Raw genomic sequence first — 23,074 nt, 5'->3', positions numbered from 1 at the left:
GTGAGGCGGACCCACCCCCGGCCGGTTTTCAGGAGAGCCGGGAGGGCCTTTGGCTGATGCCGGGGCGGCACCCCGTACCCCACGTCCCTTGCAAATTTTGTGGAATTTTCCCGCCGCTTGACACGAGCCTGTTGAGGGATGTCTTTTTGTCGAACCGTGGAAGGTGGGGAGGAACTATGAAGTACGCGCTTGTGGATGGAGTGCGCCGGGAGGCGGAACCCCGGCTCCGTGGCGCTTGCATCGGATGCGGGGCGCCCATGATCGCAAAGTGCGGGACTAAGAAACTGCACCACTGGGCTCATAAAGGTCGCCTCGAGTGCGATCATTGGTGGGAGCCAGAAACCGAGTGGCATCGGGAGTGGAAGAACCAGTTTCCTCCGGAGTGGCAGGAAATTCGGCACATCGCTCAAAATGGCGAGCTTCATGTCTCTGACGTGAGGACCCCAAACGGAAATGTGCTCGAGTTTCAGTTCTCGGCGATCCGGCCTGACGAGCGCGCGGGGCGAGAGGCGTTCTACGGACCGCAAATGGTTTGGATCGTGAACGGAAGGCGACTGAAGCGCGACCTTACGTCATTTCAGAAATCTCTCGTAGAGAAACGCAGACACACCGATCTGCCAACGTGGTCTCTAGAACTTATAGACCTCTCCGCAAACATTCAGAACTGGGTGGAAAGCGGATGCAGAGTGTACTTCGACTTCGGCAATGCTTACTTTAATCACGACAGACATTATGACGAAGAAGCTCTATCAGCAAAAGACCAAGCCGATGACGGCGCAATCTGGTTGTTGCAGCGCACCGCTACGTGGACAGTCACTGCGACAATGGTTTTAAGGTCGAAACTCATTGAACATTACGTTCGCGGGACAGCTATACCTGGCCTTCCGGCCCATTCGCCACCGCCCCTTCAACCTGCGCAAACCTATCCTGCACCGTCCAGGAGCCCATACATGACGGCGAACGGCTTTCCTGCTTACTGGCAACGACGGGCACGAAGGGCAAGATTTTAGTTCATACCGACTTCAGCAGCACACGCGCCATCGTCATATGCGTATACCCGAACAGCATCCGCGAATCCTTTTGCCCGCTGATCAAACTGACCTCCGGGACGGAAATCCGCAGATTGACGGCACGAAGCGACAGAAATGTGCGGACTTTCAATAGGATCGTGGCGGAAGAGGTGGGATTCGAACCCACGGTACGGTTTCCCGCACGCCGGTTTTCAAGACCGGTTCCTTAAACCACTCGGACACTCTTCCAAGTATTTGGGAAGCCTGAGGAAATTCCGTTTCGGTCTTTCCGGAGGATCGGTGGTTTCTGCCGATCGCTGCCCATGACTCACAGGCCGGCTTTTTAGCAGCTTTGATGGCAGCGTCAACTTGTTCTGCAGAGAAGCGGCTTTGACAGCCGCTTCTCTCTGCCGCCGTCAGACAAGGACGGTGAAGTTGTCGAATGCGAGTTGCGGAAAGCCCGTCGGCTCGACATCGGGCTGAATATCGAAGCGGACAAAATCGACCGCTCCCAAGGCGGCCAGCGAGATATGCTGACCATCGGCAATGGTGTCTCCGTAGACCGTCAGCGACATCTCACTCACCTTGTTGCCGCCGATATAACCCTCGAAGGTTACGAGGGCGTCGACACCTTCATAGGCGGGGTCGAAATTGGTTGCGACATCGACGCCCTCGATGGTGAAGAGCTTGCCGTCAACGCGTTCGAAAAACGGATTATAGGGATTGGTGACGACGTACTCGTTGCCGCCGGATTCGGCGACCGCCCAAAGGTTGCCATCGAGTTTGTCGCCAAATTTGAATCCTGCATAGCCGGAGGCGATGTCAGGCAGCCCGGGATATTCGGTGGGAGCATTCTCGAAATCGATGGAATACTGTCCTTGCGGAGGAGTGTGGACGCCGATGTTGAGATTAGCGACGTCGGTGCCGCCCTTTCCATCGGAGATCTTAAATGAAAAATTCTCGCCGAAGATCCCGCCGGGTTCAAGCGCGCTCGGATCATTGACCGTGTAACTATAGCTGCCGTTGCTCCAAATCGTCAGCGTTCCGTGCTCACCCTCGATGGTAAGATATCCCGGCTCGCCCGCCTTGTTGGGAATTCTCATTCCGTTGACGAACTGAACCTGAAGCAGATCGCCGTCGGAGTCCGAGGCGTTGTCGAGAAGGTTTCCTTCGATGGCCTCCGCTGGTGCGTAGTCGTGGACCTTCACGTCAGGCGCTATTGGTTTGTGATTTGCCATGGCTCGTCTCCCTAAAGATGAGCGTGGAAAGGACGCCGGGCTGCGACGCGAACGCCGCAAATAAACTTTCTACTCCACTTTGAGTCAAGCAACAAACTACACGCGGTAAGGGAGTGGCGCCAGATGCTGGCGCCGTGGGGACACGTATATCGGAGAGGAACAGCTGGTATGCTACCCTGGGAGGAAGGTTCCGGTTGTAACCAACGTCGGAAGAGCAGCTGTTGCGCGTGCCGGTGTCTCAATCCGGTACCGCTCGGACTTTGAAAGCAGGCCGACGTTTACCATGTGGCCCGCATCGGCACACCGATTTCGGCTCTGATTGCAACAACGGGAGAGCTTCCAGTTAGCAATTTATAAACCATATTTATTAGAATTATCGCTATCGCAGCGAAATCGTTCGCAAATTTGCCACGAACTCAGCAAGATTAAAGTCTCGTTAGGCGGGCGGGGATAAGGCGTTGTTGACCCAGGATGGGGCAGAGTTCCTTAACCATAACGATCTTTGAGCGGCGTGGGGCACATGAAACTGGAATACGGGGCGTCTATCGCAACGACAGCACGGTGGCTAGCGATATCGGCGATGTGTGCGACGGTTGCGGCGTGCGGCACGACACAGGCCGTGCCGAAGAAAAGAGCCCACGGCAAGGAATATTTTTCCGAATCCGAATATGGCGTTAAGGCCAGCCCCCGCGTCGCCACCGGCAACAATATCCCGAAGGGCGGCGGCCGCTACATGGTCGGCAACCCCTATGAGGTGAAGGGCAAGTGGTACTATCCGAAAGAAGACTTCGCCTATAACAAGGTCGGCGTCGCCTCATGGTACGGCTCCGCCTTTCACGGACGGCTGACGGCGAATGGCGAAGTTTACGACCAGATGCACCTATCTGCCGCGCATCCGACGTTCCCGCTGCCGAGCTATGCCCGCGTCACCAATCTCGAGAACGGCTCCTCCATCGTCGTGCGCGTCAACGATCGCGGCCCCTATCACGAAGGCCGCATCATCGACCTTTCGAACAAGACGGCCGACATGCTGGATCTGCAGCACAGCGGCACCGGCAAGGTGCGCGTGCAATATGTCGGCCGCGCCCGCATGGACGGCCATGACATGCCCTATCTGATGGCCTCCTACGTGCCGAAGGGCAGCCGCATTCCCGGCATCAATCCGGAAGGGCAGATCGCAACCGGCGTGATGGTCGCCTCCAACAGCCGCAAGATCACCCGCGATCAGTTGCAGAACGCCGAAGACTACGAGACGCCGGCGAATGTGCCGGTGCCGATGTCGGCGACCTCCTATGCCGGCTCGACGCCGAGCGCGCGCTACAATGCGGCGCCGGGCCTTGCGCCGGCCGCCCATGTTCTGGTGGCGCCGTCGACTCCTTCCCCCAATGCCTCGCCGGCCTTCGATCAGATGGTGGTGCTGCCGGAGTTCGGTCCCATGCCTTATGAGCGGCCCTATGGCGGTTCGCAGGGCTCCCTCGCGCTTGGCTATCAGAACGAAGCGGTGAAGACAGTAACGGTCGATCTCGCCTTCGACGCGGTGATGGTGCGCAATGACGGGCTGACGCAGGCTTCCATCCTTGCCTCGGCCAGGCGCCAGCAGGCAAAATCGGCAGCGCGTTGAGCATGGCGATTGCATCGAATTTCGCCGCGCTCTAACCTTCTCAAAAACGCCGTTGACCGAATGGGAATTGCGATGCTGAGGCCTGTGCTTCGTCTGCTTGCATGCCTGATGCCGCTCGCCGCCAGCGCACATGCCGCCGACGGGGGCGCAGCCGGTTTCGCCACCAAGGCGGCGCAGGCCTATATGATCGAGGCCTCCACCGGCACGGTGCTTCTCGCCAAGAATGAGGATCAGAGCTTTTCGCCGGCTTCGCTCGCCAAGCTGATGACGATGGATCTGGTCTTCGATGCCGTGACCAAGGGCCAGATCACGCTCGATACCGAATATCCCGTTTCCGAATATGCCTGGCGCACCGGCGGCGCGCCGTCGAGGACGGCAACGATGTTTGCGGCCCTCAAATCACGCGTGCGCGTCGAGGATCTCATCAAGGGCGTCGCGATCCAGGGCGCCAATGACAGCTGCATCATCCTGGCCGAGGGGATGGCCGGAAGCGAGGAGCAATTCGCTCAGTCGATGACCCGCCGAGCCCGCGAACTCGGCATGGAGAAGGCGGTGTTCGGCAATTCCACCGGCCTTCCGGACGGCAAGAGCAAGGTGACGGCGCGCGAGATGGTGACGTTGGCCGCTGCGCTTCAGCAATCCTATCCCAATCTCTATCCCTATTTCGCGCAGCTGGATTTCGAATGGAACAAGATCTTCCAGCGCAACCGCAATCCGCTGCTCGGGCTCGATCTCGGCGCCGACGGGCTTGCGACCGGCTTTGCCGAGGGAGAAGGTTATTCGATCGTCGCGTCGGTCCAGCGCGACGGCCGGCGGCTGTTTTTGGCGCTTGCCGGCATAGCGTCCGACAAGGAGCGGACGGAGGAGGCCAAGCGCGTGCTCGAATGGGGGCTGACTGCCTTCGAGAGCCGTCAGATCTTCACTGAGCATGAAGTGATCGGCGCAGCCAGCGTCTATGGCGGCTGGGCGCGCACCGTCGATCTCGTCGCCAAGGCGCCGGTCAGCGTCTATATTCCGATCAGCAACCCCGATCGGCTTTCGGCGCGCATCGTCTATCACTGGCCGCTGACGGCGCCGGTGAAGCCGGATTATCAGGCCGGCACGCTCAAGATTTTCGCCGGTAGCCGGCTGCTCAGGGAAGTGCCGCTCTATACCGCGCAGGCGGTCGGGGAGGGCTCACTCAGCAGCCGGGCGGTCGACGCAGTGCTGGAACTCGGCGAATCGCTGTTCTTCTCCTGGCTCTGGGACAAGTCCGCCCCCGGCTGAGCGCCGGGATGAGGCTCTTGCGCACAGCTCTTCTTTTCCCGCGTGCCGTTGCTGCACAGCCATGCTCCAGACTTGAATGCCTGACCTTCTGATACAATTTGCGGGGAAGGTGATTATGTCGCCGCCGCGAAAGGTTTTCCTTCCCGATGTCTTCGGATAGATAGAAGAGGCGGGGCGCGCGTGCGTGCGGCGTCCGGAATGCGGGAATCTGTCATTGTCATCCGGTACGGGACTGTTCGTTACATTTGAAGGCGGGGAAGGCGCGGGAAAATCCACGCAGATCCGCCGCCTCGCCGAGGCGCTGAAGGGCGAAGGTCACGAGGTGCTGGTGACGCGGGAACCGGGCGGATCGCCGGGCGCGGAGGCCGTGCGCCATGTGCTGTTGTCGGGCGCTGCCGAGGCCTTCGGGACGCGGATGGAGGCTATCCTCTTTGCGGCGGCGCGCAACGACCATGTCGAAGAGGTGATCCGGCCAGCCCTTGCCGCCGGCAAGATCGTGCTCTGCGACCGTTTCATGGATTCTTCCCGTGTCTACCAGGGCATCACCGGCAATCTTGAGCCCGATTTCATCGAGACACTGCAGCGCGTCGCCATCAACGGCGTCATGCCGGATTGCACCTTGATATTGGATATTCCCGCAAAGGTCGGCCTGGAGCGGGCGCAGAAGCGCAGCGCTTCGGACGGTCCGGATCGCTTCGAGAAGGAGCGGCTCGAAACGCACGAAAAGCGGCGCGAGGCCTTTCTCGATATCGCCGCCCGCGAGCCGGCGCGCTGCCACGTGGTCGATGCCATGCAGACGGAAGAGGCGATCGCCGCCGAAATCCTGGCGATCGTCAAGCGGCTGATGTCACCCGCAGATCGCGCGCGGATGCCGGAAGCCGCCCATTATGAGTGAAGATCGGCCGGGACTGCTGGACGGCGCTATCTGGCCCGCCGAAAATACCAGGCTGTTTGGCCATGAGGAGGCGGAATCCTTCCTTGCCCAGTCCTACCGATCCGGCAAGGGCCACCACGCCGTCCTGATCGAAGGGCCGGAGGGCATCGGCAAGGCGACGCTCGCCTTCCGCTTCGCCAACCACGTCCTCTCGCATCCCGATCCAGATGCGGCGCCGGCGAAGATCGGCGATCCGGATCCTGCCTCGGCCGTTAGCCGGCAGATCGCCTCCGGCGCCTCGCATAATCTCCTGCATCTCGCCCGGCCGGTGGACGAAAAGACGGGCAGGGTGAAATCGGCGATCACCGTCGACGAGGTGCGCCGCGCCGGCAAGTTCTTCTCGCAGACCTCGGGCACCGGCAACTGGCGAATCGTCATCATCGATCCGGCCGACGACATGAACCGCAATGCGGCCAACGCCATTCTGAAGATCCTCGAGGAGCCGCCGAAGCGGGCGCTGTTCCTGGTGCTTTCGCACGCGCCGGGCCGGCTGCTGCCGACGATCCGCTCACGCTGCCTGCCGCTGAAACTGGCGCCGCTTCCCGACGAGGCACTCGTGGCGGCCCTTGCCCATCTCGGCATAGCAGGCGAGGGCAGCGTGCTTTCGGCGGCCAAGGGCAGCGTCGGCGAAGCCTTGAAACTTTTGAACTATGGCGGCAGCGAAATCATCGCCGGTTATGACGAGGTGCTTTCCGCCGAGGGACCATCCGCCCGCAAGGCGATGCACCGGCTGGCGGAGGCGCTTTCGGGCAAGGAAAGCGATACGATTTTCGATTTTTTCGTCAGCCACGTCGGCGACGACATCATGAGCCGCGCTCGCGCGGCGGCAGGCGATGGGCAGATCGCCGCGGCCGAACGGCTGGCGCGGCTCTACTCGGAGGTTATCGAGCGGCTTACCGTTTCCGACGCCTATAATCTCGACCGCAAGCAGACGATCATCAGTATTCTCGCCGACATCAAGCAGCCCAGACTCTAGCCAAGGTTTCAGCCAAGGTTGGGCGGATCAGCCGGCCAGCAGCTTCCACGCGACGAGCGCAAGGGTGACGGCCAGGACAATGCGAATGATGCGCTCGTGCAGCTTCGGCGCCAGAAGGCTTCCCAGAATAATACCGGGAATCGAGCCGACGAGCAGGGCAAAGAGCATCGCCCAATCGATCTCGCCGATCAGCCAATAGCCGGTGCCGCCGATCAGGGTCAGGGGTACGGCGTGGACGATGTCGGAGCCGACGATTTCGCGCACATCGAGCCTCGGATAGAGCACGAGCAGGATCGTCACCCCAAGCGCACCGGCGCCAACAGAGGTCAAGGTGACAAGCACGCCGAGACAGAATCCGAGAATGACGGTGAGGGCAAGAATGGTCGTCGCTCGCGGCGGCACGCGTTCGCCGATGGCGCGGCGCGCCAATTGAAGTATCGGGCCGCGAAAGATCAGCATGATCGCGGTCATGACGAGAAGCCAACCGAGGGCTGATGTAATGGTGTTGGTCACGCCGATGCTCTTTCGATCGACACCTGCCAGCAACCAGAGCATCAGCAAGGCGGCCGGGACGCTGCCGGCGGCGAGGCTGCCGACGATCTTCCAGTTGACGCGCCCATGCACGCCGTGAACAGCGGTGCCCGCTGTCTTGGTGATCGCAGCATAGAGAAGATCGGTGCCGACGGCAGTTGCCGGATGGACGCCGAAGAGCAGCACCAGCAGGGGTGTCATCAGCGAACCGCCGCCTACGCCGGTAATGCCGACAAGGGCGCCGACAAACAGTCCCGAAATCGAATAGAGAGGCTCGAATGTCAAGCAAGCGCCTCCAACGGCGCCCGGCCACGGGGATTGTGGTGGGTGAAAACTGGCACGTCGTTGGGTCCCGCCTCTCTTTCTGACGACCGGTAAATTGCGTGCGAGACGGAGTCAAGCTCACGACCCCGTGTCCTGGAATTCATGGGCGGCAGCGAAACTTGATGTTTCGCTCGACGGTGACATGCGCTAAGAGCGGCTGACCATTGATAAATAAGCCGGACCTTGGCCGCCATGACAGACAAGACATCCTTCTATATCACCACCGCGATTTCCTATCCCAACGGCAAGCCGCATATCGGCCATGCCTATGAGCTGATCGCGACGGATGCGATGGCTCGGTATCAGCGCCTGGATGGCAAGGACGTCTTCTTTCTGACGGGCACCGACGAACACGGCCAGAAGATGCAGCAGACGGCGCGCGCCGAAGGGATCCCGCCGCAGGCGCTCGCCGACCGCAACTCCGGCGAGTTCCAGGCGATGGCCAAGCTGCTCAACGCTTCGAACGATGACTTCATCCGGACCACGCAGGAGCGTCATCACGAGACATCCAGGAATATCTGGACGCTGATGGCCGACAATGGCGACATCTACAAGGACAGCTATGCCGGCTGGTACTCGGTGCGCGACGAGGCCTATTACCAGGAAAACGAGACGGAGCTGCGCGCCGACGGCGTGCGTTACGGCCCCCAGGGCACGCCCGTCGAGTGGGTGGAGGAGGCGAGCTATTTTTTCAAGCTCTCCGAATACCAGGAGAAGCTGCTGGCCCATTACGAGGCCAATCCCGATTTCATCGGCCCGGCCGAGCGCCGCAATGAGGTGATCTCCTTCGTCAAATCCGGCCTCAAGGACCTGTCGGTGTCGCGCACGACCTTCGACTGGGGCATCAAAGTGCCGAACGACCCTTCCCATGTCATGTATGTCTGGGTCGACGCGCTGACCAACTACATCACGGCGACGGGCTATATCGAGGACAAGAATGGCCCGAGGGCGAAGTACTGGCCGGCGGATGTGCACATCATCGGCAAGGACATCATTCGCTTCCACGCCGTCTATTGGCCGGCTTTCCTGATGTCTGCGAAGCTGCCGCTGCCGAAGCGCGTTTTCGCCCACGGCTTTCTGCTCAACAAGGGCGAGAAGATGTCGAAGTCGCTCGGCAACGTCGTCGATCCGGTCAATCTGGTGAATCATTTCGGGCTCGACCAGGTGCGCTACTTCTTCCTGCGCGAAGTCTCCTTCGGTCAGGACGGCAGCTATAGCGAAGAGGCGATCGGCACGCGCATCAATTCCGACCTCGCCAACGGCATCGGCAATCTCGCCAGCCGGTCGCTGTCGATGATCGTCAAGAATTGCGACGGCAAGATCCCGGAATGCGGGCCGCTGACCGACGAGGACAAGGCGATGCTTGCCCAGACCGATGCGCTGCATGCATCGACGCGCGAGGACATGAGCAAGCAGCTCATTCATCGCGCGCTCGCCTCGATCATTGCAGTCGTTTCGGAGGCCGACCGCTATTTTGCCGGCCAGGCGCCCTGGGCGCTGAAGAAGACGGATCCGGCGCGGATGGGCACGGTCCTTTATGTCACGGCCGAGGTGGTGCGCCAGATCGCCATCCTGCTACAGCCCTTCATGCCGGAATCGTCGGGCAAGCTGCTCGATCTTGTCGCCGCGCCTGCCGACAAGCGCGATTTTGCCGCGCTTGGCGAAGTTGGCCGCCTCGTTGCCGGGACGGTGCTCGAAGCGCCGACACCGGTCTTCCCGCGCTATGTGGCTCCGGAGGCCTGAGGCCGTGCTGATCGATACCCATTGCCATCTCGATTTTGCCGACTTCGAGGCGGAGCGCGACGAGATCGTCACGCGCGCCCACCAAGCCGGCGTCAAGCAGATGGTGACGATCTCGACGCGCGTGCGCAAGCTCGACGGGCTGCTCGCCATCACGGAGAAATATCCGTCGGTGTTCTGCTCCGTCGGCACCCATCCGAACAATGCCGGCGACGAGCTGGACATCCAGACCGAAGAGCTGGTGCGCCTAGCGAAGGCGCATGAGAAAGTGGTGGCGATCGGCGAGGCGGGCCTCGATTATTTCTACGACACGCAGACACCAGAGGATCAGCAGACCGGATTTCGGCGCCATATTGCCGCCGCTCGGGAAACGCAGCTTCCGCTCGTCATCCACAGCCGCAGCGCCGATGCCGATATGGCTGATATCCTGACCGAGGAAACGGGGAAGGGAGCCTTCCCGTTTATCCTGCATTGCTTCTCGGCAGGGCCGGATCTGGCGCGGACCGGTGTCGAACTCGGCGGCTACATCTCTTTTTCCGGCATTCTGACCTTCCCGAAATCGGAAGAGCTGCGTGAGATCGCCAAGACGATCCCGCATGAACGGCTGTTGGTGGAAACGGACGCGCCCTATCTCGCTCCGAAGCGCTGGCGCGGCAAGCGCAATGAGCCGTCCTATGTCGTCAATACGGCCGAAGTGCTCGCCGAGACGATTGGCCTTTCCTATGCGGACGTCGCAAGGATCACGACGGAGAACGCGTTTCGCCTGTTCTCGAAAATGCCAAGGATTTAGCAGGTGCTCTATCGGCGGCGCTTCACCATTCTCGGCTGTTCGTCGTCACCGGGCGTGCCGCGTATCACCGGCGACTGGGGCGCCTGCAATCCCGACAACCCAAGGAATCGGCGCACGCGCGCCTCGTTCATGGTGCAGCAATTCGCTCCCGATGGCGGCGTGACGACCGTCGTCATCGACACCGGACCCGATTTTCGCGAGCAGATGATCCGGGCAGGGGCCGACCATGTCGATGCGGTGCTCTACAGCCATCCGCATGCTGATCATATTCACGGCATCGACGATCTGCGCGGCTATTTTCACAATACCCGCCGGCGAGTGCCGATCTACGCTGACCAATTTACGATGGACAGGCTGCGTGAAGCCTTTGGCTATTGCCTGGAGACGCCGCCGGGCAGCAATTATCCGCCGATCGTGCTGCCTGTCGTCATCGAAAATCTTGACGAACCCGTCGAAATCCGCGGCCCCGGCGGCAAGATCGATTTTTTTCCGCATATCCAGCAGCATGGCGATATCAATTCGCTCGGCTTCCGCATCGGTGATGTAGCCTATTGCAGCGATATCAGCGATTTCCCGCCGCAGACCGTCGAAAAGCTGAAAAATCTCGACGTGCTGATCATCGACGCCCTGCAATACACCTATCATCCGAGCCATCTGTCGCTGGAACAGTCGCTCGACTGGATCGGCCGGCTGAAGCCGAAAAGGGCGATACTCACCCACATGCATACGCCGCTGGATTATGACGCAGTGATGGCGCAGACGCCGGACCACGTGGTCCCGGCGTTCGATCAGATGAGCTTCGAGACGGAGTTTCTCGCTTAACCCGGCGATGCAGCATGCTTACACGCGTACAGCAGGATCGGGGACTGAGCCCCGACCCTGGCGCAGGTCACTGCATATAGGGAAGAACCTCGACCGCGCCGCGATAGATCATGTCGAGCGAGACGTAGAGGATGATCAGCAGACCGATATAAGCGATCCAGCGATGGCGGCCGAGCAGACGGGCGATCAGGTTCGCGGCGATACCCATCAGCGCGATTGACAGACCGAGGCCGATGACCAGGACGCTCGGATGTTCGCGCGCAGCGCCGGCAACAGCGAGCACGTTGTCGAGCGACATCGAAACGTCGGCAATGACGATCTGGGTTGCCGCCTGGAAGAAGGTCTTTTTCGGCGCGCCTTCGCCGCTTTCCGCTACGCGATCCTCGTTATGGCCGTCGCGAAGCTCGCGCCACATCTTCCAGCAGACCCAAAGCAGCAGCAGGCCGCCGGCCAGCAGCAGGCCGACGATTGCCAGCAGATAGACGGCAACACTGGCGAAGAGAATACGCAGGACCGTTGCGGCAAGAATGCCGACGATGATCGCCTTGCGCCGTTGTGTGGCCTCGAGGCCGGCAGCGGCAAGACCGATAACCACGGCGTTGTCGCCGGCGAGAACAAGGTCGATAGCAATGACCTGCAGCAAAGCCGTCAGACCGGCTGCCGTAAAGATGTCCATATGAAATGTCCCCAATGCGTCGAAAGCCGTGCTAGCGTCTCGATGGTTTGACGTCAACCGCCGAAGGCTGCAACAGACGGTGCGATTCACTGCCTGGTGTATCTGAAAAAGGACAGGCGGCAACGTTATGGAACTGCCGTGAAATGCCGCCGATCCGTCCCACTGCCGTGGAACATTCATCTCGGCTGCCGGTTCTTCAAGTCAGAAAGCAGGCGTCGGGTCGACGTCTGGAAAGAGACATCGAGAGGAGCGTTCCGTGAGCAACATTCACCACGATACCAACCCCAGCTCTTCAGGCCCGATGGGCGGCGGCAGCCTTACGGCATTTTTCGACAGCCGGTCCGAAGCCGAATCTGCGATCTCCCGTCTCGAGGACGCGGGCGTGCCGGTCGCAAGAATAAGATTGATGCCGGGCTACGAAGCGGACGGAAAGAATGCCGGCGCCATAAGTGACGACCGCAGCGGCTTCTTCGACGCGCTGGCCGACTTCTTCTTCCCGGATGAAGATCGCGCGATGTACGCAGAAGGGCTGCGGCGAGGCGGCTTCCTCGTTCAGGTCAACGATATCGACGACGCGCTCTATGAGACAGTTCACGATATTCTCGACGACGAAGGCAGCATCGACATCGATGAGCGGGCAGATCTCTGGTTGTCGGAAAGCGGCCGTCAAGGTGGGTCGAATACCGGTTTTGCCGGCTCGGCCCATGGCGGCAAAGCTGCGGATGACCTGGCTGTGTCCGAGAGCGCGTTCGAAGATGAAACGCGACCGGTCGCGATACGCGACACCACGCATGGAAGCGCCAAGGTGCGCGCTTACACCTATCCCGGAGGCAGCTCGCCATCGACCGGTGCAGATCGGCAAACGCAGACACAGACGCAAGGCGGATCGAACCAGAGTCAGGGATTCCGGCGCGATCACTGATGTCCAGTGCCTCGCATGAGAGCCGGCTACGGTCGCTCTAGCTGATATTCGAAGGAGACGTCCATGCAATCCTCCATCAATCGCGACGGTTTCCTTCCGCCGGATCCCGATGAGCTGGTCGCGGAAGGTGAGCCGCCGTTTGCCGACGCCGCCACCGCGACTGCGCGCGAGAAGGCCGACCACGATCTCGACCTCCTACAGCACGAAGTAAGGCTGTTGCGCGCCCGGATCGGCATCCTGCGCGAGGATGCGGAATCGGCGCTGAAAGCCCAGGCGAACCTGATAGACGCAAGCGCCCATGTCCAGCTCGGGAACTATCCCTGGGCAAAGCTCGCCTTGGCCACGGGCGCGGCTTTCATCGCCGCCAGAATCGTTCGCAGCCTTCCGTTCGGCGCTTTGCTGGCCGGCCACCTCTCTGAGACGAGACGGTGGTGAAGGGCTGACATCTGATACGCCCGGTCCTCTGACAATTCGGGGGAGAGCCCAATGTGCTGCCCGCGATCTGACTGCGGGCCGCACTTCGCAGTTGCGCCAAATTCATTTCTGACATTACCAACCGTAGCCGGCACTGTGCCGCAGGGGGTCTGCAGGACGGGGAGGCGCCCCGATGATGCGCGCCGAGACAACGATGATCGCAGCTGGGCAACGATCAGCCTGCCTCGGCCAGACAGGTTCCTCGATTGACGTTGATGGCGTGACGCTTCACAAAGTGCCAATCCTCTACAGCACAAGCGGCACCGTTCCGGGGACCATGATCACATGCGCAGCAATGACGACCGCCATTCCTTGCGGAAAATATTCACAGTCCTGACGATCCTGTTTTCCACACTGCTGCCAATCGGCGTCAATCCTGCTTCCTCGGCTGAGTCATCCGAATCCTCGGCGCCGATCCGCGTCATCATCGAATTGCCGAATGACGATTCCGGTCGCGCTCTGGTCGATCGGATCGTTCCCGGCAATCAGGAGCCCACGCGGCCAGTCGCCGTCTCACCAGCGCCAGCACCGCCGTCGATCGCGACGTCACTGCAGGATTTGCGCCAGCGCTTGCTCTCGCTCGTCAACGCAGTTCCAACCCTTCCGGGACAGATCCAGGCGGCGATCCGGCTCTTCCAGACAGACAATCGTATCGACCCTGTCAGTCTAATCCTGGCGGTCACACTTTTCGTAGCAGGCGGTTTTCTGGCGCAGCGCATCGCCTGGTGGTCGGGGCGAGGGCTTCTTCATTTTATACTGACCGCACCTGCCGACACGGTCCGGCAGCGGATCAAACTGCACGCCGGGCGGCTGTCGATGGGGCTTCTCGCATTGATCGGCTACCTCATCGGAAGCCTCGGCGCCTTTATCCTGTTTCCATGGCCCGCTGTGTTTCGCGACGTTGCGCTCATTCTGCTGTCAGCTGCGCTCATGGTGCGCCTCGGCGTGCTGGTGGGCCGCATCGTGATCGCGCCGGGCGCCCGCCTGCCGCATATGCGGCTTGTGACCCTTGTGACGTCGCTTGCGTGGTTCTGGTACTACTGGCTCCTTGCAACGGTCGCTCTGTTGGCAGCCGGCTGGGCCACCATCGAAGTGATACGAACGATCGCGGCTCCGGCCATATTGGTCGATCTTTTTACCGCGGCATGGCTCGCGGTCGTCTCGATCGCGCTGATCGCGATGATTTGGCTGCGGCAGTTCCGTTCCGACGGGCCGCCGGTGAACCGGCTGATCAGCGTCGGCTTCAGCGCAAGCATTATTCTCTCATGGCTGTTATGGGTGTCGGGACTGCGTGCTGCATTCTGGACGGTGATCGTCATTGCGCTTCTGCCGCTGACGGTATCGGTAGCGCGCGATATCACTCGGCGCATCATCATCAATTCGCAGGATGAGCGTTCAGTGGACGATCCGACCGTCTTGGGATGGTCGGTCGTTATCATGCAGACGTTGCGCAACGGTCTTATCGTGGTTGCCGCGCTGCTCATTGCCCGCGCGTGGGATGTCAATCTCGGTGATCTTGCCGCAGCCGAGACGGTGACCACACGTCTGATCCGGGCGGGAATCCGGATCGTGATCGTATTGCTGGTGACCGACGTCATCTGGAAGCTCGTCAGCACTCTGATCGACACGCAGATGGAAGTGGCGTCGCGGAGCGTGAATGCAGGCCATCAGGAGGGGCCGGAGGCGCGCCGCCGTCAGCGGTTGAATACGCTTCTTCCCATTCTTCGCAATGTGCTGTTCCTCGCGATCGGCGCCGTCGGTTTCCTTATGATTCTGGATGCTGTCGGCATTCAGATCGGGCCGCTGCTTGCTGGCGCTGGTGTCGTCGGCATCGCCGTCGGCTTCGGTGCGCAAACGCTAGTCAAGGACATTATCTCCGGGGTCTTTTATCTGTTCGACGATGCCTTTCGCATCGGAGAATATATACAGGCGGCAAAATACAAGGGTACGGTCGAAGGATTTTCGCTGCGATCGATCCGCTTGCGACACCACCGCGGTCCTGTCACCATCGTTCCATTCGGCGAACTTGGCGCGGTGCAAAATCTGAGCCGCGACTGGGTCATCGACATCATCACGCTTACGCTGAACTATGACAGCGACCTCGAGGAGGTCCGCAAGACCATCAAGCGCATTGGCGTCGAGCTTCTGGAAGATGCCGAGCTGGGGCCCAATATCATCGAGCCCTTGAAAATGCAGGGCATCGAGCAGATGGCGGATTATGGCGTGCAGATCAGGCTGAAATTCATGGCCAAACCGGGCGAACAATTTGGCGTCCGCAGAAAGGCGCTTGCCATGCTGAAGAAGACCTTCGCCGAAAAGGGCATTCAGTTTGCAACACCGACGGTGCATGTCTCCGGCGGAACGGCCGATGCAGCGTCATCAGCCGCCGCGTCGGAGCTCCAGAGACCAACAAAACCAGTCTTGCCGATTGAGGATTAGCAAACCGCAAGGCTTCCACCCCTTGTTTGGAATGCCCGTGGGCGATGTGCGAATCCAACCTGTTGAGCAATCGACCTAGAGGTAAGCCGGATGATTGATTTCAGGTCACTGACAGAAACAGATTTTCCGATATTGTGTGAGTGGCTAAATAAACCTCATATGCGTGCTCACTACCAGAAGACGCCGATAACGATCGAGGAAGTCCAGAGGAAGTATTCTGAGCGCCTGAGCCCAAGCCATCCTACCCATTGCCATATAGCTTGTTATAATGGTGAGCCTTTCGGAACATTGCAGTGCTATTTGCTTCGCGACTATCCCGACTTCGCGTCTGAGATGGGCGAGCACGACGGCGTAGCGGTCGACTTATTTATCGGTGATGAGCAGTTCATAGGGAGGGGCTTGGGGAAAACTATGCTTCGCTCATATGTGCTGAACGTGGTTCCTTCACTTTTTCCCCACGACTGCAAATGTTTCATTTGTCACGCTAAAGAGAACCAAATAGCTATTCGGGGTTCGCTGTCCGCAGGGTTTCTGCCGTATCGAGACGTCATCGAGGGAGGAGTGGAAAGTCTGCTACTTTCATTCGACCGATCGAACCAGGCATGTCTGCCTTTTGTCCGATAATCTCGTTCGGCGATAAATCCCGCTGACCATTGCGGAGAGACGGTTCGGGGCCAAAAGCAACAGTCGGAAAACCGCTCTCCTGTTCCATAATCTACCTTATGCGACACTAAAATGTAGCCGGGTGGGTTCAAGGATGAAGTGCGACTTGCGATAGATGCCAATGGGTTATCACTCGCAAGGAATGGCTGATGAGACGCACCTACTCCCAGATCGACATGGATGAACGTCGCAGGGTCGCTCGCTGGCGAGCGGCCGGCCTGAGCGCCACCGTCATTGCCGAGAAGCTCGGCCGGCATCGCTCGACGATTTTCCGCGAGCTCAAGCGGAATGCTTTTGAAGACCGGCAGATGCCGGATCTGAACGGCTACTATTGCGTGACTGCCCACGAGATGGCGCGTGAGCGCCGAGCCAAGCTGCGCAAGCTCGCCCGGTTTTCCCATGTGCGCCAATCCGTGATCGAACGGATCATCCATGGCTGGTCGCCACAGCAAATCGCCGGCAGCATGCGGCTGGAGCGCCATCCAATCTGCGTCAGTTATGAGACGATCTACAAGTTCGCCTATTCCGCAGACGGTCAGGCCATCAAACTGTGGCGGCACCTGCCGGAGCGTCGTGCGAGACGCAGACCGCGGCATGCCCGCCGGCGTCACGGTCGCCGCTTCAGCCCGGAACTCAACATCCTTCACCGTCCTGACAACTGTCGCCGAGCGCAAGCAGTTCGGCCATTGGGAGTGCGATCTCATTCAGTTTCGCAAGAAGTTCGGCAAGGCTAACGTGACCTCACACCGCAAAGTTAAAGTGTCCTGTTTCTGCAAAGTAAGAGTGTCACTCTCCCCGGGTTTTGATGAGCTGGGAGATTGCGGATGGGACTGATTGCGATGCGCGGTGTGTGCCCTGCAAAAATCTAGGTATCCATGCATCCGGACGGACGATATTCGAACCGTATTGGTCGGTTTAGCGTTGCCTTAAAGAAACTGTGCAAGGATACGCTCTTACCACCACACCGGCGAGCTGATGAAGTTTCGAAAAAACCCAGAGATAGCGCGCAGCCGCGCGGGCTGCCTAACCGGCCATGTAAGCGCCTTCGCGCCAGCGGTATTTGCGGCCATTATCGCGGCCATCGTCGTCTGGGTGGCAACGAATTGGCGGCTGGAGCGCGCTCTCGCCGATGAACGTTCGATTGTCGCCGGTGAGCTTGCCACGATATCATCTCGGCTGCAGACGAATCTGAATAGCAATGTGAAACTGTTACAAGGGCTGGCGGCGGGTATCTCCGTCGATCCCGCAATGGGTCAGAACGGATTTTCGAAACTTGCAGCACGGATCCTGCAGCCTGATTCACAATTGCGAAGCTTCGCCGCAGCGCCTGACATGGTGGTCAGTTGGGTCTATCCGGAAAAAGGAAATGAAAGAGCCATCGGGCTCGACTACCGGAAGAACGAGAAGCAACGGGCTGCCGCGATGCTGGCGCGCAACACCCACAACATCGTCTTGACTGGCCCGGTGGAGCTTGTCCAAGGCGGAATGGCTTTCGTGGTCAGGTGTCCTGTCTATATCACCGACGGAAATAGCCAGATATTTTGGGGCCTTCTTTCCGGAATCATAGATATTCCAAAGCTTTATGGAGATAGCGGTCTTCGTTCGACCGATCTTGAGATTGCCATCAGCACCGAACCGGAGCCGGAATCGCCCAAACAAGTGTTTCTCGGCGACCTGGAGACCTTTCAAAGAAAGCCGGTCGTCGCGAACGTGGATATGACCTACGGCCGATGGACCCTCGCCGCGCGTCCGAAGCATGGATGGGGCCAAAATAACGGGATCGGCGCCTTCGAGTTCTATGCAAGTTTATTGGCCTTCTGTGTCGTTGCCCCCATCGTCTGGGTCGGCTTTCTGACCAGATCGCGCCAAAGAACCATCGAAAAACTTCGCCTGCACAAGAAGAAGCTCGTTCGCGCGCGGCAGCGCCTGGAATACCTGTCACTGCACGACGCACTGACGGGACTTCCCAATCGACGATTCGTCGACCAGATGATCTCGCAGCCGCCGCGGCCGGCTCCGCACGATTGCCTGATCCTCATCCATATCGACCTTGACCGGTTTAAAGAGATCAACGACACGAAGGGCCATGCCGGCGGTGACATCGTCCTCCAGGCCACGGCTTTGCGGCTCGCCGATTTGGCCGGTCCGAACGACGTCGCGGCTCGCATCGGTGGAGACGAGTTCATTTTCGCCAGCTGGAGCGCCAATCCTGAGCCTAAAGCAACCGAATTGGCCAAGCAGATTGTCGACGCGCTTCAGCGCAACATTTTTATCGATGGAGCAGCCTATGTGGTCGGAGCAAGCGTCGGGGTCGCCTGGGAGGCTGAACCTTCTCGGCAGGACCTCGGCCAGTTGCTCCTGAATGCCGATCTGGCGCTCTACGAGGCGAAGAAGGCGGGTCGCGGTCGCGCCGCTATCTTCACCGAAGAGCTTCGAAGCGCCGCAGTCCATTCGAAAGAACTGGCGGATGAATTCAACCAAGCGCTCGAACGCGACGAGTTCGTCGCGTTCTTCCAGCCGCAGTTCGACGCAACCACATTGGCGGTCGCAGGCGTCGAAGCCCTCGCCCGCTGGGATCATCCGCGAAGAGGTCTGCTCGGCCCCACCGAGTTTCTTGATGCTGCGGAACGGCTCGGGCGTAGCGGCGACATGGATAGACTGATCCTGCAAAAGGCACTCTTCGAGCTGACGAGATGGGACGGCTTGGGACTGCAAATCCCCCGGGTCTCGGTCAATATATCCGCGCGCCGACTGGCGCAGGCAAATCTGCTTGCCGAGCTTTCGGCCCTTCCCGTAGTGAGGGGCCGCCTGTGTTTCGAGCTGCTTGAAACAATCTCCTTCGATGAGCTTCAGCCTGCTCTCAATGAGGTGATTCCAGCCATCAAGGCGCTCGGCATAGAAATCGAAATCGACGATTTCGGCACTGAACATGCCAGTATCGTCAGCTTGCTTCGATTTGAACCCCGAAGGCTCAAGATCGATCGAGAGATTGTCAAGCCGATCCTCGCCTCTCCTTCTCAACGCCGTCTGGTCTCCTCGATCATCGAAATCGGCCGATCACAGAACATCGACATCGTTGCCGAAGGCGTGGAGACAATGGAGCACGCGAAGATCCTGAAAGATCTCGGCTGCCATCTGCTGCAAGGTTACGCACTGGCGCGGCCAATGACCTCGGAGCAGCTGATCGAATTTTGCCGTCAGCCGCATAGAGGAACCGCAAAGGCAGGCCGCTAGGTTGGCCGTCGGCTGTTTGTGCTTGCGGGTCTTCGTAAGCAGGTTCATTCTTATCCCCATTGAGAAGCCGCCGGCAGCGGCCGATGTCGCTGTCGCACATGGGGTTTTCGTGAGATGCCTGCGATGGAATGCGCCGGCTGCGGTTTCGACATTCAGAGCGGTTTTGCTTTCTGTCCGCGATGCGGCGCAAGGCAACCCCTGTCCTGCGCGGCCTGCGGTTATCCATGTCAGCCTGATTTTGCCTTTTGCCCGAGATGCGGCGCGTCGATCTCAGGCAAAGCCCAGCCGGCCGCGAAGCCGGCCATCGAGACGGCACCGGCTGAATCCGATGGCGATGCCGACCGTCGGCCGGTGACGGTGCTCTTTGCCGATCTCTGCGGCTTCACGACGTTGAGCGAGCAGATCGACCCCGAAATCATGCGGGTGCTGCAGAACGAATTGTTCGAAGAGATGACCCGGGCGGTGGAAGCCTATGGCGGCTTCGTCGACAAATTTGTCGGCGATGCACTGCTGGCGCTGTTCGGGGCGCCGGTCGCCCATGAGGACGATCCGGTGCGGGCGCTTGGCGCCGCACTTGATATGATCGATCGGGCCGCTGCGGTCGACAAGCGCTGGCAGTCGCGTGCGGGCGTGCCGCTGCGCTTGCATATCGGCATCAATAGCGGCCCTGTGGTCACTGGCGGCTTCGGCGCCGCCAGTACAAAATCCTATTCCGTGACCGGCGACACGGTGAACACCGCACAACGGCTGCAATCCATGGCCGGCGAAAACGATATTCTCGTTGGTCCGCTGACCTACCGTCTCACCCGCCACGCCTTTGCCTTCGACAGCCTCGGCGCGCAAACCCTGCGAGGTAAGGTTGGAAACGTCCTCGTGCATCGGCTGACCGGACTGCTGGAAGCGCCGCATACGGCACGCGGGCTCGAAAGTTTCGGCCTTCAGGCGCCGATGGTCGGTCGGGACGCGGAATTGTCGCGCCTGTTGACCTGCCTCGATCTTGCCTGTGGCGGCGCCGCGCAGCTTGTCCGCCTGATCGGCGAAGCGGGCATCGGCAAATCGCGTCTGGCCAGCGAATTCGTCGGGATCGCCGGCAACACGGACCGTTTTCCTGGGCTTGCTATCCGCAGAGCCACCTGCTCTCCCCTCGGCGAACAATCCTACGGCACGCTCGCCGCGGTCGTGCGGAGCGCCTATGGAATCGGCGAGCGGGACGATCCCGACAGGACACGGCAACTGCTGACAACGGGATTCCGTGCCCTCGATCTCGGGCCTGACGACGTCGCGGCGCTTTTGCCGCTCTTTTTCCATGTTCTCGGCCTCGGCGATCCCGATGGCGCGCTCCGGCACATCGAACCGGAACAATTGCGTCGCCAGATCTTCTATGCGGTCCGAACCATCTTCGAGCGGCGGCTGGCACAAGGCCCTCTCCTGCTTGTGATCGAGGATCTCCACTGGGCGGATGCCGCCTCACTGGAAGTGCTGCGTTTCATGATGGACCGGCTGGAGCGCAGCCGACTGATGCTGCTTGCGATTTACCGGCCGACGTCGCAGACGGATCCGCTGAACTCCGATCGCGTCAGCGTCACTGTTCAGCGTCTCGGCCCCCTCTTCGCTGCCGATGGGCAGAAGCTGCTTGCCGCCTTTTTTGGCGAGGGTCACGGCAAGTTGCCGGCGCCAATGCGCAAGCGCATCCTCGAGCGCGCCGGCGGCAATCCGCTGTTTATCGAAGAAATCCTGCGCGGCCTGATCGACATGGGCGCGCTGCACAATGACGGGCAGCGCTGGCATGTCGCAGCCGAAGACGCGGATGTCGATATACCGGTCAATTTGCAAGCCCTGTTGCTTGCCCGCGTCGACAGGTTACCGCAGGAGATCAGACGTCTGGCGCAGGAGGCTGCCGTCGTCGGCCCGAAGTTCGATACCGCCCTGCTCCGCACCGTCGCGACCGATCCGGCCGGCATCGATGCAGCGCTGGATTATCTCTGCGATGCCAATATCATCGAGGAGTTGCGTGGACCGGACGCCGAGACAGCGCCGGGCTATCGCTTCAGCCAGACCTTGATGCACGATGTCATCTACCACAATCTGCTGCTGCAACGCCGCATGGAGCTTCACCGACGGATCGGCCGGGCGCTGGAACGCCAATATGGCGTGGCGCCGGATCGAGCAGAGCATCTGGCGCAGCTCGGCCATCATTTCAGCCTGACCACCGAAAAGGCCAAGGGGGCCAGCTATCTCATGGCGGCCGGCGATATGGCGCGCAAGATATACGCCAATGACGATGCCATGCGTCTTTACCGACAGGCTCTTGCTGCCTTCGCCGACGAGCAGGAGGCGCCGCCGGAGCAATTGGCACTGTTGGAGCGCCTTGGCGATCTCTGCGGTCCTGCCGGCCGGCGTGAGGCCGCCCTGAACCATTATCAGCGAGCACTCGCGATCCACCGCGCGAAAGATGATCGGATCGCCGCTGCGAGGATCTTGCGCAAGATCAGCCGCCTGCATCTCGATGCGGGACGCCGCGATCAGGCGGAGGCCCATTGTGCCGAAGCCGAAACGATGATCGCGCCGATCGATGCGCCGGTCGAACATGCCCATCTCCTGCAAGAACGCGGCCACCTTGCCTTCCGCACCGGCGACCAGGCTGCTGCTGCCGAATGGGCGACACAGGCGCTGCAATGCCTGCAAACACTGCCGATCGATGGAACGACCGAGGCCGGACGGGAGGCAGCGCGGGCGATGGCAGAGGCGCTGAACACCAAAGGTGCAGCACTCGCGCGTCTCGGACGCCGCCGTGATGCCGTGCAGGAAGTGGAGCGCAGCCTCTCGGTCGCCGAAAAGGCCGATCTGCAAAGCGCCGCCTGCCGCGCCTATTCCAACCTCGGCGTTCTCTACACGATCGTCGATCCGGCCAACGCCATCAGGATCTGCCGACGCGGATTGGAGGTCGCCACCCGCATCGGCGATCTCGGCTTCCAGGCGCGTCTTCTCGCCAATCTCGCGGTCTCCTGCTGCACCTTCACCGATCGCTGTGGAGCCGAAGGCGTGCCGGCGGCGGAGAAGGCGGTCGAAATCGACCGGGCGCTCGATCAGCGCGACCATCTGTCCGTACCGCTGATCGTACTCGGGCAGATACACCAATGCCATGGACAGCCAAACCTAGCTCGTAAGTATTACGAGGAAGCCCTTGAGGTGGCGAAGGAAATTGACGAGCCGCAACTGCTCTTTCCGTGTTATGATGGCTTGGCGACACTGAGCCTTGAACACGACGACATGGATGAAGCGGAACGGTATTTCGCGCTGGCGCAGGATGTGTGCATCCGCCACAAGCTTGACCCCGGCACATTCGTCGTCTTGCCGTTTCTCGACTGAAGGCTTCGCATCTCACTCGTCGCTCTGCATCAATTCGCCAAAGCG

The 23,074-nt window shown here is 60.3% G+C and carries 17 protein-coding genes, 1 tRNA gene and 1 pseudogene; 15 read left to right on the top strand and 4 right to left on the bottom strand.

Annotated features, from left to right (window positions below):
• Positions 1-56 precede the first annotated feature (56 nt).
• The gene (locus NMA58_RS09795) at positions 57-1,010 is read left to right on the top strand and encodes a competence protein CoiA (protein WP_434713164.1); all 954 of its coding nucleotides are present in this window, start codon (positions 57-59) and stop codon (positions 1,008-1,010) included.
• A 159-nt stretch (positions 1,011-1,169) separates the two neighbouring features.
• Here NMA58_RS09795 and NMA58_RS09790 read toward each other — a convergent pair.
• Positions 1,170-1,259, bottom strand: a tRNA-Ser gene (locus tag NMA58_RS09790).
• A gap of 167 nt (positions 1,260-1,426) precedes the next feature.
• Positions 1,427-2,248 carry an Ig-like domain-containing protein gene (locus tag NMA58_RS09785; protein ID WP_434713163.1) on the bottom strand — a complete coding sequence of 274 codons (822 nt, stop codon included), beginning with the start codon at positions 2,246-2,248 and terminating at the stop codon, positions 1,427-1,429.
• Between the two features lie 520 nt (positions 2,249-2,768).
• On the opposite strand from NMA58_RS09785, the gene NMA58_RS09780 reads away from it, so the two are divergent.
• From NMA58_RS09780 to NMA58_RS09765, 4 genes are all read left to right on the top strand, one after another.
• Entirely contained in the window at positions 2,769-3,869 is a 1,101-nt protein-coding gene (locus NMA58_RS09780) for a septal ring lytic transglycosylase RlpA family protein (RefSeq protein WP_434713162.1), read from the top strand.
• Positions 3,870-3,941: 72 nt separating this feature from the next.
• Positions 3,942-5,135 (top strand): D-alanyl-D-alanine carboxypeptidase family protein, encoded by a 1,194-nt coding sequence (locus NMA58_RS09775; RefSeq protein ID WP_434713161.1) that lies wholly within the window; start codon positions 3,942-3,944, stop codon positions 5,133-5,135.
• Positions 5,136-5,349: 214 nt separating this feature from the next.
• Positions 5,350-6,030: a dTMP kinase gene (tmk, locus tag NMA58_RS09770; RefSeq protein WP_430960844.1), complete on the top strand. Its 681-nt coding sequence runs from the start codon at positions 5,350-5,352 to the stop codon at positions 6,028-6,030.
• Positions 6,023-7,045 (top strand): DNA polymerase III subunit delta', encoded by a 1,023-nt coding sequence (locus NMA58_RS09765; protein ID WP_434713160.1) that lies wholly within the window; start codon positions 6,023-6,025, stop codon positions 7,043-7,045. Before tmk ends, NMA58_RS09765 begins: the two co-directional genes overlap by 8 nt.
• Before the next feature lie 27 nt (positions 7,046-7,072).
• Here NMA58_RS09765 and NMA58_RS09760 read toward each other — a convergent pair whose 3' ends face one another.
• Positions 7,073-7,861, bottom strand: coding sequence for a sulfite exporter TauE/SafE family protein (locus NMA58_RS09760; RefSeq protein WP_183706673.1), 789 nt, complete (start codon positions 7,859-7,861; stop codon positions 7,073-7,075).
• Positions 7,862-8,092: 231 nt separating this feature from the next.
• On the opposite strand from NMA58_RS09760, the gene metG reads away from it, so the two are divergent.
• Genes metG through NMA58_RS09745 form a run of 3 tightly spaced genes read left to right on the top strand, consistent with a single transcriptional unit; the run spans position 8,093 to position 11,252 of the window.
• Positions 8,093-9,643 (top strand): methionine--tRNA ligase, encoded by a 1,551-nt coding sequence (metG, locus tag NMA58_RS09755; RefSeq protein ID WP_097599355.1) that lies wholly within the window; start codon positions 8,093-8,095, stop codon positions 9,641-9,643.
• Between the two features lie 4 nt (positions 9,644-9,647).
• A complete protein-coding gene (locus NMA58_RS09750; protein WP_097599356.1) occupies positions 9,648-10,430 on the top strand; it encodes a TatD family hydrolase in 783 nt (260 codons plus the stop codon).
• Positions 10,431-10,433: 3 nt separating this feature from the next.
• On the top strand, positions 10,434-11,252 hold the full coding sequence (locus NMA58_RS09745) for an MBL fold metallo-hydrolase (protein ID WP_085778201.1): 819 nt from the start codon (positions 10,434-10,436) through the stop codon (positions 11,250-11,252).
• Positions 11,253-11,319: 67 nt separating this feature from the next.
• Here the strand turns inward: NMA58_RS09745 and NMA58_RS09740 are convergent, their stop codons facing one another.
• The gene (locus tag NMA58_RS09740; protein WP_020921320.1) at positions 11,320-11,928 is read right to left on the bottom strand and encodes a TerC family protein; all 609 of its coding nucleotides are present in this window, start codon (positions 11,926-11,928) and stop codon (positions 11,320-11,322) included.
• A gap of 256 nt (positions 11,929-12,184) precedes the next feature.
• On the opposite strand from NMA58_RS09740, the gene NMA58_RS09735 reads away from it, so the two are divergent.
• From NMA58_RS09735 to NMA58_RS09705, 7 genes and pseudogenes are all read left to right on the top strand, one after another.
• Entirely contained in the window at positions 12,185-12,850 is a 666-nt protein-coding gene (locus NMA58_RS09735; RefSeq protein ID WP_434713157.1) for a hypothetical protein, read from the top strand.
• Between the two features lie 63 nt (positions 12,851-12,913).
• Positions 12,914-13,285, top strand: coding sequence for a hypothetical protein (locus NMA58_RS09730; RefSeq protein WP_085778199.1), 372 nt, complete (start codon positions 12,914-12,916; stop codon positions 13,283-13,285).
• Between the two features lie 324 nt (positions 13,286-13,609).
• A complete protein-coding gene (locus tag NMA58_RS09725; protein WP_434713156.1) occupies positions 13,610-15,763 on the top strand; it encodes a mechanosensitive ion channel family protein in 2,154 nt (717 codons plus the stop codon).
• Between the two features lie 90 nt (positions 15,764-15,853).
• Positions 15,854-16,387 carry a GNAT family N-acetyltransferase gene (locus tag NMA58_RS09720; RefSeq protein WP_221128313.1) on the top strand — a complete coding sequence of 178 codons (534 nt, stop codon included), beginning with the start codon at positions 15,854-15,856 and terminating at the stop codon, positions 16,385-16,387.
• 188 nt (positions 16,388-16,575) lie between these two features.
• Positions 16,576-17,170, top strand: a pseudogene (locus NMA58_RS09715) (IS30 family transposase); the annotation flags it as partial.
• Positions 17,171-17,401: 231 nt separating this feature from the next.
• Complete coding sequence (locus tag NMA58_RS09710) at positions 17,402-19,660, top strand: bifunctional diguanylate cyclase/phosphodiesterase (protein ID WP_430959931.1); 2,259 nt, start codon at positions 17,402-17,404, stop codon at positions 19,658-19,660.
• A 123-nt stretch (positions 19,661-19,783) separates the two neighbouring features.
• Positions 19,784-23,029 (top strand): adenylate/guanylate cyclase domain-containing protein, encoded by a 3,246-nt coding sequence (locus NMA58_RS09705; RefSeq protein ID WP_430960006.1) that lies wholly within the window; start codon positions 19,784-19,786, stop codon positions 23,027-23,029.
• Positions 23,030-23,074 lie beyond the last annotated feature (45 nt).

Source organism: Rhizobium sp. YTUHZ045 (assembly GCF_051124255.1).
In the GTDB taxonomy this organism is placed as follows: Bacteria; Pseudomonadota; Alphaproteobacteria; order Rhizobiales; family Rhizobiaceae; genus Rhizobium.
The sequence above is the reverse complement of the archived record's forward strand: the minus strand, read 5'-3'. Positions and strand labels throughout refer to the sequence as shown.

Excerpts from the sequence above, each read along its gene's own strand:
- NMA58_RS09795 (WP_434713164.1), top strand. The coding sequence starts at position 57 with ATGCCGGGGCGGCACCCCGTACCCCACGTCCCTTGCAAATTTTGTGGA.
- NMA58_RS09785 (WP_434713163.1), bottom strand. The coding sequence starts at position 2,248 with ATGGCAAATCACAAACCAATAGCGCCTGACGTGAAGGTCCACGACTAC.
- NMA58_RS09780 (WP_434713162.1), top strand. The coding sequence starts at position 2,769 with ATGAAACTGGAATACGGGGCGTCTATCGCAACGACAGCACGGTGGCTA.
- NMA58_RS09775 (WP_434713161.1), top strand. The coding sequence starts at position 3,942 with ATGCTGAGGCCTGTGCTTCGTCTGCTTGCATGCCTGATGCCGCTCGCC.
- NMA58_RS09765 (WP_434713160.1), top strand. The coding sequence starts at position 6,023 with ATGAGTGAAGATCGGCCGGGACTGCTGGACGGCGCTATCTGGCCCGCC.
- metG (WP_097599355.1), top strand. The coding sequence starts at position 8,093 with ATGACAGACAAGACATCCTTCTATATCACCACCGCGATTTCCTATCCC.
- NMA58_RS09740 (WP_020921320.1), bottom strand. The coding sequence starts at position 11,928 with ATGGACATCTTTACGGCAGCCGGTCTGACGGCTTTGCTGCAGGTCATT.
- NMA58_RS09730 (WP_085778199.1), top strand. The coding sequence starts at position 12,914 with ATGCAATCCTCCATCAATCGCGACGGTTTCCTTCCGCCGGATCCCGAT.
- NMA58_RS09725 (WP_434713156.1), top strand. The coding sequence starts at position 13,610 with ATGCGCAGCAATGACGACCGCCATTCCTTGCGGAAAATATTCACAGTC.
- NMA58_RS09720 (WP_221128313.1), top strand. The coding sequence starts at position 15,854 with ATGATTGATTTCAGGTCACTGACAGAAACAGATTTTCCGATATTGTGT.
- NMA58_RS09710 (WP_430959931.1), top strand. The coding sequence starts at position 17,402 with ATGAAGTTTCGAAAAAACCCAGAGATAGCGCGCAGCCGCGCGGGCTGC.
- NMA58_RS09705 (WP_430960006.1), top strand. The coding sequence starts at position 19,784 with ATGGAATGCGCCGGCTGCGGTTTCGACATTCAGAGCGGTTTTGCTTTC.